A 14,436-nucleotide genomic window follows, 5' to 3' on the forward strand; every position below is an offset into this window, starting at 1 on the left:
GCCTCGTAGGCTGAAGAGCATGGCGCCAACCGCAGCATCCCGAACCCTCTCCGCCGACGCTCTGCTCCGCGAGGCGGGGCCCGGAGATGAGCCGGGCATCCTCGCATGCATCCGGGCGCTCGCCGAGTACGAGCGCGAGCCCGATGCCGTCGAGAACACCGTCGACATGCTCGCCGAGACGCTGTTCGGCGACGATTCGCACGCGTTCGCCCACGTCATCGAGCGAGAGGGTCGTATCGTCGGGATCGCTCTGTGGTTCCTCACCTATTCGACGTGGACGGGCCGTCACGGCATCTGGCTCGAGGACCTGTTCGTATACGAGACTGAGCGCGGACGCGGCTACGGCAAGGCGCTGATCGCCGCCCTCGCCGCGGTGTGCGCGGACCGGGGATACTCGCGCCTGGAGTGGACGGTGCTCGACTGGAATGAGCCGTCGATAGCTTTCTACCGTGCGCTCGGCGCCGAGCCGATGGACGAGTGGACGACGCAGCGACTCAGTGGCGGCGCCTTGAAGAAGGTCGCGGCGCTGGCGTCGTGAGCGGGCCGCCGCGGCATCCGGCTCTTTCCGACGTCGGAGGTGCGCAGTACTGTCGACCGCGTGGTGCATGAGCTGACACGCGACCAGGCGCGGCGCATCGCGGTGCGCGCGCAACTGCTCGATGCTGACCGCCCCGGCGACGTCGTCGAGGTCGCCGAGCAGCTCGGGTATCTCAAGATCGACCCGACCGCGGTGATCGCCCCGTGTGAGCACACGACGCTGTTCAGCCGCATCGGCTGGTCGTACGAGGCCGGCCAGCTGAAGAAGGCGGTCGAAGACGATCGGCTGCTCTTCGAGTTCGACGGCACCTTTCGGCCGACGAGCCTCTTGCCGCTCATGCTGCCCGAGATGCGGCAGTGGCCGCGCCACGAGAAGTCGCGAGCGTGGATGGATGCCAACGCCTCCTTCGCGCGCGAGGTCGTCGCGCGACTGCGCGCGGAGGGGCCGCTGCGGGCCGAGCAGATTCCCGACACGGCTGCCGTCGAGCGTGAGTCGGCCGACGGCTGGTACGGACCGAACCAGGTGCCGCGCATGCTCGAGGCGCTGAGCAGGCAAGGCGTCGTCGCCGTCACCCGCCGCGAGGGGCGCATGCGGGTGTGGGATCTCGCAGAGCGCGTGTTCCCGCAGGATCTGCCCGCCTACCCCGACGAGGAGGCCGCCAGGATGCTGCGCGAACGCCGCCTGCAGGCGCACGGCATCGCGAAAGAGAACTCCCCGTGGACGCGCGTCGGTGACGCCGGCGAGCCCGCTCGCGTGGAGGGCTCGAAGTGGAAGTGGCGGGTCGACCCGGAGGCGCTCGCGCATGCGGATGACGAGGTCGACGGGCGGGTGGCCTTCCTGAACCCGTATGACGGCATGATCGCTGACCGGCCGCGCATCAAGGAGGTGTTCGGGTTCGAGTACGTGCTCGAGCAGTTCAAACCCAAGGCACAGCGCCTCTACGGATACTTCGCCCACCCCATTTTGATGGGCGACCGTTTCGTCGGCCTGCTCGACGCGACCGTCGACAAGAAGCAGGAGGTGCTGCGCGTCGATGCCATCCACGAGCTGCTGCCCTTCGAGCCTGAGGAGTACGAGATGGTGCGCGCAGAGCTCGACGAACTCGCCGAATGGCTGGGGCTGCCGATCGCCGAGGGGAGATGAACCCCGGGTCGCAGTCCTAGACTGCCGACGTGCGCGCCATGCGCTCGAGATGGAGGAGAGACGATGCAGCTGGGAATGATCGGACTCGGACGGATGGGCGCGAACATCGTGCGCCGTCTGATGCGCGACGGACACGAGTGCGTCGTGTTCGACACCAACAAGGACGCGATCGCCGCCCTCGTCGACGAGGGCGCTGTGGGTGCTGTGACGCTCGAGGAGATGGCCGAGAAGCTGACCGTCCCGCGTGCGGTGTGGGTGATGGTTCCGGCATCCATCACCGGAAAGGTCGTCGACCAGCTCGCCGACGTCTTCGACGAAGGCGACGCGATCATCGACGGCGGCAACTCCAACTACCGCGACGATGTGCGCCGGGCCGCGGCGCTGGCCGACCGCGGCATCGACTACATCGACGCCGGCACCTCGGGCGGCGTGTTCGGACTCGAGCGGGGCTACTGCCTCATGATCGGGGGGCCGGATGCCGCGGTCACGCGCCTCGAACCGATCTTCAAGACCATCGCGCCCGGGCCGGGCGAGATCGAGCGCACCCCGGGTCGTGACGGTGACTTCGCGCCGGAGGAGCAGGGATACCTGCACTGCGGGCCGAGCGGTGCCGGGCACTTCGTGAAGATGGTGCACAACGGTATCGAGTACGGCATCATGGCGGCTCTGGCCGAAGGACTGAACATCCTGCAGAACGCCGACGCCGGCACCCGCGAGGCCGAGCATTCGGCTGAGATCGCGCCGCTGGAAGAGCCCGAGTACTACAAGTTCACGATCGACACCCCCAAGGTCGCCGAGCTGTGGCGCCGGGGTTCGGTGATCTCGTCGTGGCTGCTCGACCTGACCGCTGCGGCGCTGGAAGAGAACCACGACCTGCACGGCCTGGCCGGCCGGGTCTCGGACTCGGGCGAGGGACGCTGGACGGTCAAGGCCGCCGTGGATGTGGGCGTGCCGGCACCGGTGCTGGCGGCATCCCTCTTCGAACGCTTCGCATCGCGTGACGAAGACCACTACGCCAACCAGTTGCTCTCGGCGATGCGGCTGCAGTTCGGGGGGCACAAGGAACTCCCCACGGGCGACGTGCTCGAGGCCGGTGGGCGCAAGGCAGAGCACGAGCAGGGGTGAGCATGGACCTGGAGCGGGCGCGGCATCTCGCTGTAGAGCTCGCGCGGGACGCCGGTGATTTCGCCGTCGAAGAGCGCAACCGCGCCGAGGTCGAGTTGAAGGGCGAGTGCGGCGACGTGGTCACCTACGTCGACCGCGAGTGCGAGCGGCGCATCGTCGAGAAGATCCGCGCGCAGTACCCGACTCATGCGATCCTCGGCGAGGAGACGGGCATGCACGGCCCGCCCGATGCGGAGTACCGCTGGCTGATCGACCCCCTCGACGGCACGAACAACTACGTGCTCGGCATCGACTACTTCGGCGCGTGCGTGACGCTGTGCCACGACGACGATCCCGTTGTGGCGGTGATGCACAACTCGACGGCACGCCACACGTATTCGGCGAGCGTCGGCTCGGGAACCCTGGTCGACGAGCATCCCATCGCGATGCCGGAGCCGGGTCCGCTCGACGAGGCCACCGTCGCCTGGACGCAGGGGTATCGCACGTCCGCGTACGACAAAGAGCGCAACGCGGCCTTCGCCGCTCTCGAATACCGCGCGCGGCGTGTGCTGCGCACATGGTGCCCGGCTGTCGACTGGGGGCTGATCATCAGCGGCACCGTCGCGGGCATGGTCGCATACCGGTCGGAGCAGTGGGACCGGATCGGCGGGATGCTGCTGGCCCGTGAGGCGGGCGCGGCCGTGCGCACCCTCGACCGATGGACGGTCGCCGCGCACCCGTTGCTCATCGACGAGCTTGTGGAGGTGCTGGGCATCGGACGGGATGTCGCGTGACGCGCTTGGCGATCGACGCCGGCGCGGTGAGGTGGCGGAGGATGGGGGATTCGAACCCCCGAGGGCTTGCACCCAACACGCTTTCCAAGCGTGCGCCATAGGCCACTAGGCGAATCCTCCGGGTGGCCCCGAGGGGCCGCAGACCATCCTACCGGGTCGCGGCCGATGCTCCGTCCCGCGCGAACACGCTGCCCGGCTTCACGACCAGCGACCGCGGGAACAGCAGCGCCCGCATCCGTCGGCCGCCCGGCACCGAAAGATACAGTCCCGTGCGCACGGCGGCTGCGGCATCCCGCACCGCCCGTCCGTCGGCGCGAACGCCCGACTCCGCATACGCGGCCTCTTCGACCGCGCGCACGAGCAGCAGCGTCTCGGCGTCGGGGGCGTTGTGGTCGCGCACGAGGCGCCGACCCAGCGAACGCGGTGATTCGGAGACGGGCACGGGGATGCCCAGGTCGATCGCCGTCTCGCGCACCGAGCTCCAGGCGGCCATCGCATCGCCGGCGTGGGCCGCGGCATCCCTCCTCCGGCGCCGCAGCGCGCCCAGTGCCAGCGGCACGAGCAGCAGCAGCACGATGCCGACCGCTCCCAGCGCCCAGGGCAGGAGATTCACACCCGCCTGAGCACCCGCCCCGTTGTTCGCGTCCTCGGCGCGCAGCCCGTGCGGGTCGTCGCTTGCCGACGGACTGGCCGATGTCTCGGGTGTCTGCGAGGGCGCATCGGTCGGGCTGAGGTCGTCGCCGCCCCCGGCCGCCGCCGGCAGGAACCCGGTGGGCGTGCCCAGACTCTTGGTCGGTTCGAAGCCGATCCAGCCGATCCCCGCGAAATACACCTCCGGCCACGCGTGCAGCTGCGAACTCGAGACCGTGTACGTGATCGGATCGCCCTCGGTGACACGGGACGTGTCGGCGGTGCCGGGCAGATAGCCGACGACGATACGCGACGACATGCCCAGCACCCGCGCCATGATCGCGAACGCCGACGCGAAGTGGACGCAGTACCCCTTCTTCTCGCGTAGGAAGTCGGACACCGCCGACACGCTCGATCCGTCGAAGCCCTCCTGGATCGGCGCGCTCAGGGAGTACTGGAAATCGGGACCGCGGAACCAGTTCTGCAGGTCGAGCAGAGCGTCGTAGTCGCTGGTCGCGCCCTCGGTGATCTGATACGCGGCCTGCGTGATGTTCGACGGGATGACCGCCTGCAGCCCCATGCTGTCGGCATCGCCGCTGTGTGCGGTGCTGGCCTCGATCTGCTCCAGTGTCGGGTTGGGAACCTCGGCGACGACGGTGTAGTCGGCCCCCGAGGTCGACACCGTGCCGTTGCTGACGATGGTGCGGTTCGACGACATGGTCAACCAGCCCTCGCCGAGGCCCTTGACCGTCGTTGCGGGGTAGGGCAGCGGCACGTAGCGGGCGTTCAGCGCGTCGATGTGGATGGTGGTCGTGGTCTTTTTGACGGGGATGTCGGCGTCGGTGTCGAGCGCGTCGAACGCGGTGTCGCCCTCGAGAAGGGACGTCTGGTCGGTGTCGGGCTTCCAGATGTCCTCGTTGAACGACGACAGGGTCGCGGCCCGGAGATACGGCGCCCCCAGCCCCGTGGTGGTGAGGGTGAGCACCGTCACCGGGTCGGGGCGGCGCAGGTCGCGCCCCAGATCGAGACTCGCGTTGATCGACGTGCCTCCGCCGAAGCCCGATCCCGCGCGCACCGGCGGGGCGGGCAGCAACGGTGTCGCCGCGACGGCGACGAGCACCGCCACGAGGCCGATCGACAGAGCGATCGCCGACGTGCTGCTCGGCGGTGTGGGCACCGACCGCGGCGGCTGATGCCGGGTGCGTGTGTCTGCCCGCAGCAGGAACAGGATCGCCGCGGCGAGCACGACGAAGCCGATCACATCGAAGGGGCCGGGCACGGCCAACGACGGGATCAGCGACGCAGCGATGAGCGCTATCGCGGCGGCCAGGGGCAGACGGGCGGTCAGCACGATGTGGTCGACGACGATGGCGACCGCGCCCGCCGCGGTGACGATGCAGAATGTCAGAGCGGTCGTCGCGGGCAGGGGAGCGGTGCCGAGCTGGATCTGTCCGATGGCCTCGTGCACAAGTTCGGGCACCAGGCGCAGGGTGTGCAGCGTCGGGATGAAGAAGACGATGGCCGCGTCACGCAGGAACGTGCCGGTGACCAGCACCACCCAGGCGGCGACCTCGATGAGCGAGACGACCGGCGCCGCGAGGCCCGTCCGGCGCCCGACGAACCCGACGGCGAACACCGTGCCGCTCACGATGAGGACCCCGACGATCCACGCGCCGGGGGCGATGACGCCCAGCAGGGGTGCGAGGGCGGCCAGCAGCGCCGCCCACGATGCGATCGACAGCGACAGGTGTGCGCCGCTTCGGCGCGGTGCGGCGGGCGCGCTCATGACGAGACCTCCGCCGCGACGACGTCGGCGTGCGCGACGCGGAGCCAGGCATCTCGCAGCGACGTGCCGGGGGCGATGGATGTCGCGTACCACCCGGTGGCGGCCGCGCGCTCGACGGCGTCGGAGAGCGCGTCGGTCGTCAGCAGCACCGGATGCACGCTGTGCGCAGGTACCGGTGCCAGCGCGTCGACGTCGTCGGTGCTGAGCGCGCCGGTGATGACGACGAGCGGGCCGATGGTCGATCCCGACCACAGGTGCGCGAGTGTCGCCAGGTGTGTCGATCCCTGCGCCGTGACGGTCGCGAACCGCGCGACGAGCACGGCGACGGCGGACTGCTCGCCACCGGGCACGACCTCCGACAGCGGCGTGCCGTCGACGTCGATGACCTGCACGGCGTAGCCGTCGCGCACGAGCGCGTTCACAGCCGAGACGCATGCATCCACGGCCGCCTCGAAGTCTTCATCGGCGCCCGGCCGGTCCGCAGCATCCGCCCCCCACCGCGCCTTGCCGCGATCGAGGACGACCGTCGCCTCGGGGGTGGATTCCTGCTCCTCTTCGCGCACCATGAGCATGTCGCGGTGCGCCGTGGCGCGCCAATGGATGCGCCGCATCGAATCACCGGGCTGATACGGCCGGGCGATGAGGTTGTCGGTGCCCTGTCCGAGCCGGGTCGTGGTGGCCTGCAGCATCCCGCCCGTCGCTCCGGCGAAGGCCGTCAGCGGCGGCAGCTCGATGCACTGCGGGGTGACGATCAGGCGCGTCGTGTCGCCGACCTCTGCTACCCGTCGGGCGATCCCGAACGGGTCGCGGATGGTCAGATCGAGCGGACCCAGCCAGTGCACTCCGCGCCGCGTGGCGTGCAGATCGTAGACGAGGTCGACGGCACGGTCGCCGCCGCGCAGCCCCGACCCGAGCGCGGGGAAGCGCCCGTCGGTACGGCCCTCCAGCCCGTCGGGCACGCGGTCCTCCCACGTGCCGGGTGTCGTGGGCAGCGCCGTGCGCACCCCGACATGCACGGTGACCCGCACTCCATCACCGACGGGTACCGCTGTCGGCGACGATGACCGGGTGAGCGACACGTCGCGGCGCGTGATGTGCAGCGCGATGAGGCTCACGACCACGAGCGCCGTGAGGAAGACACCGAACGCCAGCAGCTGGACCGAGCCCAGCTGCGCGGCGGCGATGAAGCACGCGAGCGCCAGGACGCCGGTGCCGGTGCCCCGGGCGGTCAGTGGCCACGCGCGTCTCATGTCAGGCTCCGGCGGCGAGCGGCACGGGCACCGTCGCGGCGAGCCGCTGCAGGATCGCGATGACGGCATCGGCGCCGCTGCGGCCGCGCACGCTCGACGCACGTGCGGGGATGAGCCGGTGCGCGAACACCGGAATAAGCAGGGCGCTGATGTCGTCGGGGATGACGAAGGCCCGTCCGTCGAGCGCCGCCCAGACCTTTGCCGCGCGCACGAGCTGCAGCGTCGCGCGCGGGCTCGCCCCCAGCCGCAGGTCGGGGTGCACGCGGGTCGCCTGCGCGAGCGCGACAGCGTACTGCTCGACGGCAGCGGAGACATGCACGCGCCGGGCCCAGGCGATCAGCGCCCGCACCGAACCGGCGTCGGTGACCGCGCGGATCGCCGACAGCGGGTTGGCGGTGTCGCGCTCGCGGATCATCTGGGCCTCGGCCGCGGCATCCGGATATCCCATCGAGATCCGCATCATGAACCGGTCGCGCTGCGCCTCGGGCAGCGCATAGGTGCCCTCCATCTCGAGCGGATTCTGCGTCGCCACGACGAGGAACGGGTCAGGCAGCGGGTGCGTGCGGCCGTCGACGGTGACCTGCCCTTCCTCCATGGCCTCCAGCAGCGCCGACTGCGTCTTGGGGGAGGAACGGTTGATCTCGTCGGCGATCACGATGTTCGCGAACACCGCGCCCGGTTTGAACTCGAATTCGCGCTCGCCGGGGTTGAAGACCGACACGCCGGTCACATCGCTGGGCAGCAGATCGGGAGTGAATTGGATGCGGCGGACCGTGGCCTCCACGGTGGCCGCCAGCGCCCGCGCGAGCATCGTCTTGCCGACGCCCGGCACGTCCTCGATGAGCAGGTGACCCTCGGCCAGCAGCACGACCAGCGCGCTGCGGACGGCGTCGGGCTTACCGTCGATCACACGCGAGACCTCGTCGAGAATCCGCCCGGTCGCCTGGGCGAACGCCGACGGGCTCATCGGCGGCGCGTCGGGGGCAGGGGAGGAGGAGGTCGTCGTCTGCTGCTGCGGCATCGGGCAGTCCTTCGCGGGTCGGGCGCGGGCACCATCGCCCGTGTCTTCCGATCGTAACGCGGGGCGGCGATGTCGGTGGCTGGGAAGGCGGGGTGAAGGGGCCGGCGTGGTTCGGTTACACTGGGGACAGCTCTCCGCGAGGCGGCATCCAGGCCAACTCCCCCAGGACGGAAACGTAGCAAGGGTAACCAGGCTCTGCCGGGTTCGCGGAGAGTCTTTCTTTTGCCCTCTTCTGCCCCGATGAGCCTCTGAGCGGCCTCAGCCCTGCCCGCGGTTGCGGCGGCGGGCGTGATGTGGCGCGCGGCCGCCCACGAACGACCGGGCGGAGTCGACGACGAAGCCCTGTCGTAGCGCCTCGCGCCCGATCAGCATGCGAAAGCCCATCTCGTCGCGGTTCGACAGCGTCATCTCGGCCGTGATCTGCCGGCCGAGCAGCACGACGTCCATGAGCACGACGTAGCGCTCAGCGGTGTGCCCCGACGAGCTGCGGATAGTGCGGCGATCGTGCACCGCGCACTCGTAGCTCACGGCATCCTCGTCCGATTCCTGCCACGGCAGCACCCGGAACCGTACCCGATCCGCCTGGCCGGGCACGGGTTCGACGTCGAAGGCGTGCAGCGCCGACGAACGCGCGCCGGTGTCGAGCTTGGCCTTGATCCACGGGATGCCGAGCTCGGGCAGTCCCACCCACTCGCGCCACCCCGCGATGGTGCTTGGATGGGTAGTCTCGGTCATCCGTCCATCTTGGCAGGGCACCCCACATGAAACTCGCGATCCTCTCCCGCGCGCCGCAGTCGTACTCCACGCAGCGGCTGCGCACGGCCGCCGCGCAGCGCGGGCACCGCGCCAAGGTGCTCAACACCCTGCGGTTCGCGATCGACCTGTCGGGTGAAGAACCCGACCTGTGGTTCCGCGGGCGGCCCCTGAGCGATTACGACGCGATCCTGCCGCGCATCGGCAACTCGATCACCTACTTCGGCACGGCTGTGGTGCGCCAGTTCGAGCAGATGGACGTGTACACGCCGAACACCGCCAACGGCATAGCGAACGCGCGCGACAAGCTGCGCGCGAACCAGATCCTCTCCCGGCACAACATCGCGCTGCCGGCGACGGCGTTCGTGCGCAACCGCGCCGATGTGCGCCCGGCCATCGAGCGGGTCGGCGGCGCTCCGGTCGTCATCAAGCTGCTCGAAGGCACGCAGGGGATCGGCGTGATCCTCGCGCCGCAGGTGAAGGTCGCCGAGGCGATCATCGAGACACTCCATTCGACGAAGCAGAACGTGCTCATCCAGAAGTTCATCGCCGAGAGCCGCGGGCGCGACATCCGTGCGCTCGTGGTCGGCGACCGCGTCGTGGCGGCGATGCGGCGGGTCGCGAACGGCGACGAATTCCGCTCCAACGTGCACCGCGGCGGCACCGTCGAGCCGGTCACGCTCGACCCCGCCTTCGAGGCGGCGGCGGTGCGCAGCGCCCAGATCATGGGGCTGCGCGTCGCGGGCGTCGACATGCTCGAGAGCGACGACGGGCCGCTGGTGATGGAGGTCAACTCGTCACCGGGCCTGCAGGGCATCGAGACGGCCACCAAGCTCGACGTGGCAGGGGCGATCATCGACTTCATCGCCAATCAGGTCGGGTTCCCCGAGATCGACGTGCGTCAGCGTCTGAACGTGTCGACCGGCTACGGCGTCGCCGAACTGCTCGTGCACGCCGACGCGGGCCTTGTCGGTCAGAGCCTCGGCGAATCCGGCCTGTGGGAACGCGATATCACCGTGCTCACGCTGCACCGCGGCGCCACCGTGATCCCCAACCCGCGCAAGGGCGTCGTGCTCGAGGTCGGAGACCGGCTGCTGTGCTTCGGCAAGCTCGAAGAGATGCGCTCGATGATCCCCGAGCGGCGCCGGCGCCGGCAACGAGTGCGCCGGCTGCCCAAAGAGCCGATCCCCGACGCGCCGGCCGGCTGATTCACACGGCCCGCTCCCTCCCACGCGGGTCCGTACGCCCCTAGGCTGAAGAGGTGGCGCAGAGCATCTTCATCACGTCGGCAGAAGGCCATTCCGGCAAGTCCACGATCGCGCTGGGGGTGCTCGACGCGCTCAGTCATGCGACGCCGCGGGTCGGGGTGTTCCGGCCGATAGCGCGCTCGACCGACGAACGCGACTATGTGCTCGACATGCTGCTCGAGCACGACGGCGTCGACCTCGCGTACGACGAGTGCATCGGCGTCACCTACGACGACGTGCGCACCGACTCCGAGGCCGCCCTCGGCGTCATCGTCGAGCGTTACAAAGCGGTCGAAGCGCAGTGCGACACCGTTGTGATCCTCGGCAGCGACTTCACCGACGTGGGAAGTCCCGCCGAGCTCGGCTACAACGCCCGCATCGCGGCGAACCTGGGCGCTCCGGTGCTGCTGGTGCTGGGCGGCCGCTCGCAGGAGGGGCTGGGCGAGCAGCTCGGGACATCGCAGCCGCGCACCGCTGAGCAGATGGGACAGATAGCCGCGCTCGCGCTGGCCGAGCTCGTGCACGGCCGGGCCGAGCTATTCGCCGTCGTCGCCAACCGCACCGACCCGGATGCGCTCGTCGAGACGACGGCGGCCGTGAAGGCGGTGGTGGATGCCTCGGCCTTCGGCCACGGCATCCCGGTCTGGGCCCTCCCCGAAGACCGTGTCTTGGTCGCCCCATCCGTGCGCGGTGTGATGCGCTCGCTCGATGCGACGCTCATCAAGGGCGACCCCGAACTGCTCACCCGCGAGGTGCTCGACGTCGTCGTCGCGGGCATGTCGATGGACAACGTGCTGCCGCGGCTCGAGGAGGGCGCGCTGGTGGTCGTGGCCGCCGACCGCACCGACGTGCTCCTTGCGACGCTGCTGGCGAACGCGTCGGGAACGTTCCCGTCGCTGGCGGGCATCGCGCTGAACGGGCCGTTTCCGCTGCCCGATGCGATCGAGCGCCTCATCGAGGGGCTGGGCTCGTCGTTGCCCATCATCAGCACCGAGTACGGCACATACGAAACCGCGTTGCGCATCATGCGCACGCGCGGGCGACTGGCCGCCGACTCGCAGCGCCGGTACGACACGGCGCTGGCGATGTTCGAGCAGCACGTCGACGTCGACGAGCTCACGCGGGCCCTGGGCCTTGCGCGTTCGACCGTCGTCACCCCGCTCATGTTCGGCTACCAGCTGGTCGAGCGCGCGCGCTCGAACCGCAAGCGCATCGTTCTGCCCGAGGGCGACGACGACCGCGTGCTGCGGGCGGCGGCCACGGTCCTGTCGCGGGGAATCGCCGACATCACGATCCTCGGCGAGCCGTTCGAGGTGCGCAATCGCGCGATCGAGCTGGGCATCGACATCAGCGGTGCGCAGGTGCTGAGCCCGTTCGACGCCGTGCACGTCGACAAGTTCGCGCACGAGTATGAGCGCCTGCGTGCGCACAAGGGCATGACGTACGCGCGTGCGGCCGATACCGTGACCGACGTCTCGTACTTCGGCACCCTCATGGTGCACGAGGGTCTGGCCGACGGAATGGTCTCGGGCGCCGCGCACACGACCGCGCACACGATCCGTCCGGCGTTCGAGATCATCAAGACGAAGCCGGGGGTCTCGGTGGTCTCGAGCGTGTTCCTCATGGCGCTCGCCGACCGTGTGCTCGTCTACGGCGACTGTGCCGTGATCCCCGATCCCTCCAGCGAGCAGCTCGCCGACATCGCCGTCTCGTCGGCGGCCACAGCCTCGCAATTCGGCATCGAACCGCGGGTGGCGATGCTGTCGTACTCGACGGGGGAGTCCGGTGCCGGCGCCGATGTCGAGAAGGTCCGCGCCGCCACGGCGCTGGTGCGCGAACGGGCGCCTGAGCTGCCGGTCGAGGGGCCGATCCAGTACGACGCGGCGGCCGATGCCGCCGTCGCTGCGGCGAAGATGCCCGGGTCGGATGTCGCGGGCCGGGCGACGGTCTTCATCTTCCCCGACCTGAACACCGGCAACAACACCTACAAGGCGGTGCAGCGCTCTGCCGGCGCCGTGGCGATCGGCCCCGTGCTGCAGGGGTTGAACAAGCCCATCAACGACCTCTCCCGCGGCGCCCTTGTCGATGACATCGTGAACACGATCGCCATCACGGCGATCCAGGCGCAGGGAACGGCATCCACCACCGGAGAAACCGCATGAGCATCGTCCTCGTCGTCAACAGCGGCTCGAGTTCGTTCAAATATCAGCTGCTCGACATGAGCACCGAAGGCGTCCTCGCCTCGGGACTCGTCGAGCGCATCGGGCAGGAGATGGGGCGGTGCCGGCACACGGTGCACCGCACCGCCGCCGAGGGCGAGCCGGCGCCGACCATGCTCGACGCCACCTACGAGCGCGAGCTGCCGATCCCCGACCACTTCGCCGGGTTCGCGGCGATGCTCGACGACTTCACGGCGCATGGCCCGAGCCTCGACGACAACCCGCCCGATGCCGTGGGGCACCGGGTCGTGCACGGCGGCGCGCGGTTCTTCGAGCCCACCATCATCACGCCGCTCGTCGAGATCAACATCGAAGAGCTCGAGGTGCTCGCGCCCCTGCACAATCCCGCGAACCTCGCCGGGATCATCGCCGCCAAGCGCGCGTTCCCCGCCGTGCCGCACGTGGCGGTGTTCGATACCGCGTTCCATCAGACGCTGCCGGCCGACGCCTATACCTACGCGATCGATGCGAAGCTGGCCGCGCAGCATCGCATCCGCCGCTACGGATTCCACGGCACCTCGCACAAGTTCGTCAGCGAGGCCGCAGCGGCCTTCCTGGGGCACCCGGTCGCCGAGCTGAAGCAGATAGTCTTCCACCTGGGCAACGGCGCCTCGGTGACCGCCGTGGACGGCGGGCGCTCGGTGGAGACGTCGATGGGCTTCACCCCGCTGGAGGGCCTGGTCATGGGCACACGCTCGGGCGACGTCGACCCGGCCGCACTGTTCCAACTGCACCGTCGTGCGGGTCTCGACGTCGACGCGCTCGACGATCTCCTCAACAAGCGCAGCGGGCTGAAGGGGCTCAGCGGCTTCTCCGACATGCGCGATGTCATGGCCGGCGTTCAGCGCGGCGAACCGGGCGCGACGCTCGCGTTCGACGTCTACGTGCACCGGTTGCGCGCATACGCCGGCGCGTACCTGGCCCAGCTGGGCGGGGCCGATGTGATCTCGTTCACCGCCGGCATCGGCGAGAACGCGCCCGAGATCCGGGCCGCCGCGATGTCGACGCTCGGATTCGTCGGGGTGGAAGTGGATGCCGCGCGCAACGAGGCACCGGACCGCGGCATCCGGATCATCTCCACCGACAGCTCCGCGGTGACGGTGCTCGTGGTGCCGACGAACGAGGAGCTCGAGATCGCCCGGCAGACCCTGCAGGCGGCCGGCGCCTGAAAGGGGACACCATGACCGACCGAATCGATCTGACCGCCTACGACGCGGTGCTGTTCGACCTCGACGGTGTGCTCACGCCCACCGCCGAGGTGCACATGCACGCGTGGCAGAACCTGTTCGACGAGCTGTTCGCGAGTTGGAACGTCGAGCCCGCCTACACCGCGCGCGACTACTACGAGTACGTGGACGGCAAGAAGCGCTACGACGGCGTCGCGGCCGTGTTGCGCAGCCGGTCGGTGGAGGTGCACTGGGGCGACCCCTCCGACGCGCCCACCGCCGACACGGTGTGCGGCATCGGCAACCGCAAGAACGCCTACTTCGAGGCGGCACTGCGCGCCGACGGAATAGCTCCGTACCCGGGCTCGCTGCGGGTGCTCGACCTGCTGCGCGCCGCCGGCACACCGGTGGCGGTCGTGTCGAGCTCGAAGAATGCGGAAGAGGTCCTGCGCACCGCCGGCATCCGCGAGCGCTTCGGCGTCGTCGTCGACGGCACGGTGGCCGAACGCGACGACCTGGCGTCGAAACCGGCCCCCGACATGTTCCTCGCGGCAGCGCGGATGCTGCAGGTCGATCCCGCCCGCGCGGCCGCCGTCGAAGACGCCCTGAGCGGCGTGCGCTCCGCGGCGGCAGGCGGGTTCGGGCTCGTTCTCGCGGTCGATCGGGGAGTCGGCGCGGACGCGCTGTGGGCAGCCGGCGCCGACGCCGTCATCGACGATCTCGCCCAAGTGGTCGATACCGAGCCGAACGGTTCCTAGACTCGTGTGGTCGTAACTTCTTCAGAC

At 69.8% G+C, this 14,436-nt stretch carries 12 protein-coding genes, 1 tRNA gene and 1 other RNA gene; 9 read left to right on the forward strand and 5 right to left on the reverse strand.

Translation table 11 applies throughout. The annotated features are described in order from the left end of the window. The first annotated feature begins 19 nt into the window (after window positions 1-19). The 4 genes from PU630_RS04155 (at window position 20) to PU630_RS04170 (ending at window position 3,579) form a co-directional block, all read left to right on the forward strand. Window positions 20-538: a GNAT family N-acetyltransferase gene (locus PU630_RS04155; RefSeq protein ID WP_275279096.1), complete on the forward strand. Its 519-nt coding sequence runs from the start codon at window positions 20-22 to the stop codon at window positions 536-538. A 60-nt stretch (window positions 539-598) separates the two neighbouring features. Beyond that, window positions 599-1,681 carry a DNA glycosylase AlkZ-like family protein gene (locus tag PU630_RS04160; RefSeq protein ID WP_428981980.1) on the forward strand — a complete coding sequence of 361 codons (1,083 nt, stop codon included), beginning with the start codon at window positions 599-601 and terminating at the stop codon, window positions 1,679-1,681. A 63-nt stretch (window positions 1,682-1,744) separates the two neighbouring features. Next, window positions 1,745-2,806: a phosphogluconate dehydrogenase (NAD(+)-dependent, decarboxylating) gene (gene gnd / locus PU630_RS04165; RefSeq protein WP_275279097.1), complete on the forward strand. Its 1,062-nt coding sequence runs from the start codon at window positions 1,745-1,747 to the stop codon at window positions 2,804-2,806. Window positions 2,807-2,808: 2 nt separating this feature from the next. Then, the gene (locus tag PU630_RS04170; protein WP_275280021.1) at window positions 2,809-3,579 is read left to right on the forward strand and encodes an inositol monophosphatase family protein; all 771 of its coding nucleotides are present in this window, start codon (window positions 2,809-2,811) and stop codon (window positions 3,577-3,579) included. Between the two features lie 32 nt (window positions 3,580-3,611). On the opposite strand, the gene PU630_RS04175 is transcribed toward PU630_RS04170, so the two are convergent. The 4 genes from PU630_RS04175 to PU630_RS04190 all read right to left on the reverse strand — a co-directional run bounded on the left by PU630_RS04175 (window position 3,612) and on the right by PU630_RS04190 (window position 8,266). Continuing rightward, window positions 3,612-3,699: transfer RNA gene (locus PU630_RS04175), tRNA-Ser, on the reverse strand. A gap of 28 nt (window positions 3,700-3,727) precedes the next feature. Continuing rightward, on the reverse strand, window positions 3,728-5,995 hold the full coding sequence (locus PU630_RS04180; protein ID WP_275279098.1) for a transglutaminase TgpA family protein: 2,268 nt from the start codon (window positions 5,993-5,995) through the stop codon (window positions 3,728-3,730). Beyond that, complete coding sequence (locus tag PU630_RS04185) at window positions 5,992-7,245, reverse strand: DUF58 domain-containing protein (RefSeq protein WP_275279099.1); 1,254 nt, start codon at window positions 7,243-7,245, stop codon at window positions 5,992-5,994. Before PU630_RS04185 ends, PU630_RS04180 begins: the two co-directional genes overlap by 4 nt. A 1-nt stretch (window position 7,246) precedes the next feature. After that, window positions 7,247-8,266 (reverse strand): AAA family ATPase, encoded by a 1,020-nt coding sequence (locus PU630_RS04190; protein ID WP_428981981.1) that lies wholly within the window; start codon window positions 8,264-8,266, stop codon window positions 7,247-7,249. 125 nt (window positions 8,267-8,391) lie between these two features. Here PU630_RS04190 and ffs point away from each other — a divergent pair. Continuing rightward, window positions 8,392-8,488, forward strand: an RNA gene (gene ffs / locus PU630_RS04195) — signal recognition particle sRNA small type. Window positions 8,489-8,524: 36 nt separating this feature from the next. Here the strand turns inward: ffs and PU630_RS04200 are convergent. Beyond that, entirely contained in the window at window positions 8,525-9,001 is a 477-nt protein-coding gene (locus tag PU630_RS04200; RefSeq protein WP_275279100.1) for an ATP-dependent zinc protease family protein, read from the reverse strand. Window positions 9,002-9,027: 26 nt separating this feature from the next. On the opposite strand from PU630_RS04200, the gene PU630_RS04205 reads away from it, so the two are divergent. The 4 genes from PU630_RS04205 to PU630_RS04220 are packed head-to-tail and all read left to right on the forward strand — an operon-like array spanning window position 9,028 to window position 14,409. After that, on the forward strand, window positions 9,028-10,227 hold the full coding sequence (locus tag PU630_RS04205) for a RimK family alpha-L-glutamate ligase (RefSeq protein ID WP_275279101.1): 1,200 nt from the start codon (window positions 9,028-9,030) through the stop codon (window positions 10,225-10,227). A 53-nt stretch (window positions 10,228-10,280) separates the two neighbouring features. Beyond that, complete coding sequence (gene pta / locus PU630_RS04210; protein ID WP_275279102.1) at window positions 10,281-12,428, forward strand: phosphate acetyltransferase; 2,148 nt, start codon at window positions 10,281-10,283, stop codon at window positions 12,426-12,428. Continuing rightward, window positions 12,425-13,654 (forward strand): acetate/propionate family kinase, encoded by a 1,230-nt coding sequence (locus PU630_RS04215; RefSeq protein ID WP_275279103.1) that lies wholly within the window; start codon window positions 12,425-12,427, stop codon window positions 13,652-13,654. Before pta ends, PU630_RS04215 begins: the two co-directional genes overlap by 4 nt. Window positions 13,655-13,665: 11 nt before the next feature. Further along, window positions 13,666-14,409 (forward strand): HAD family hydrolase, encoded by a 744-nt coding sequence (locus PU630_RS04220; protein WP_275279104.1) that lies wholly within the window; start codon window positions 13,666-13,668, stop codon window positions 14,407-14,409. Window positions 14,410-14,436 lie beyond the last annotated feature (27 nt).

The sequence above is a fragment of the Microbacterium horticulturae genome, from assembly GCF_029094505.1.
Taxonomy (GTDB): Bacteria; Actinomycetota; Actinomycetes; order Actinomycetales; family Microbacteriaceae; genus Microbacterium; species Microbacterium horticulturae.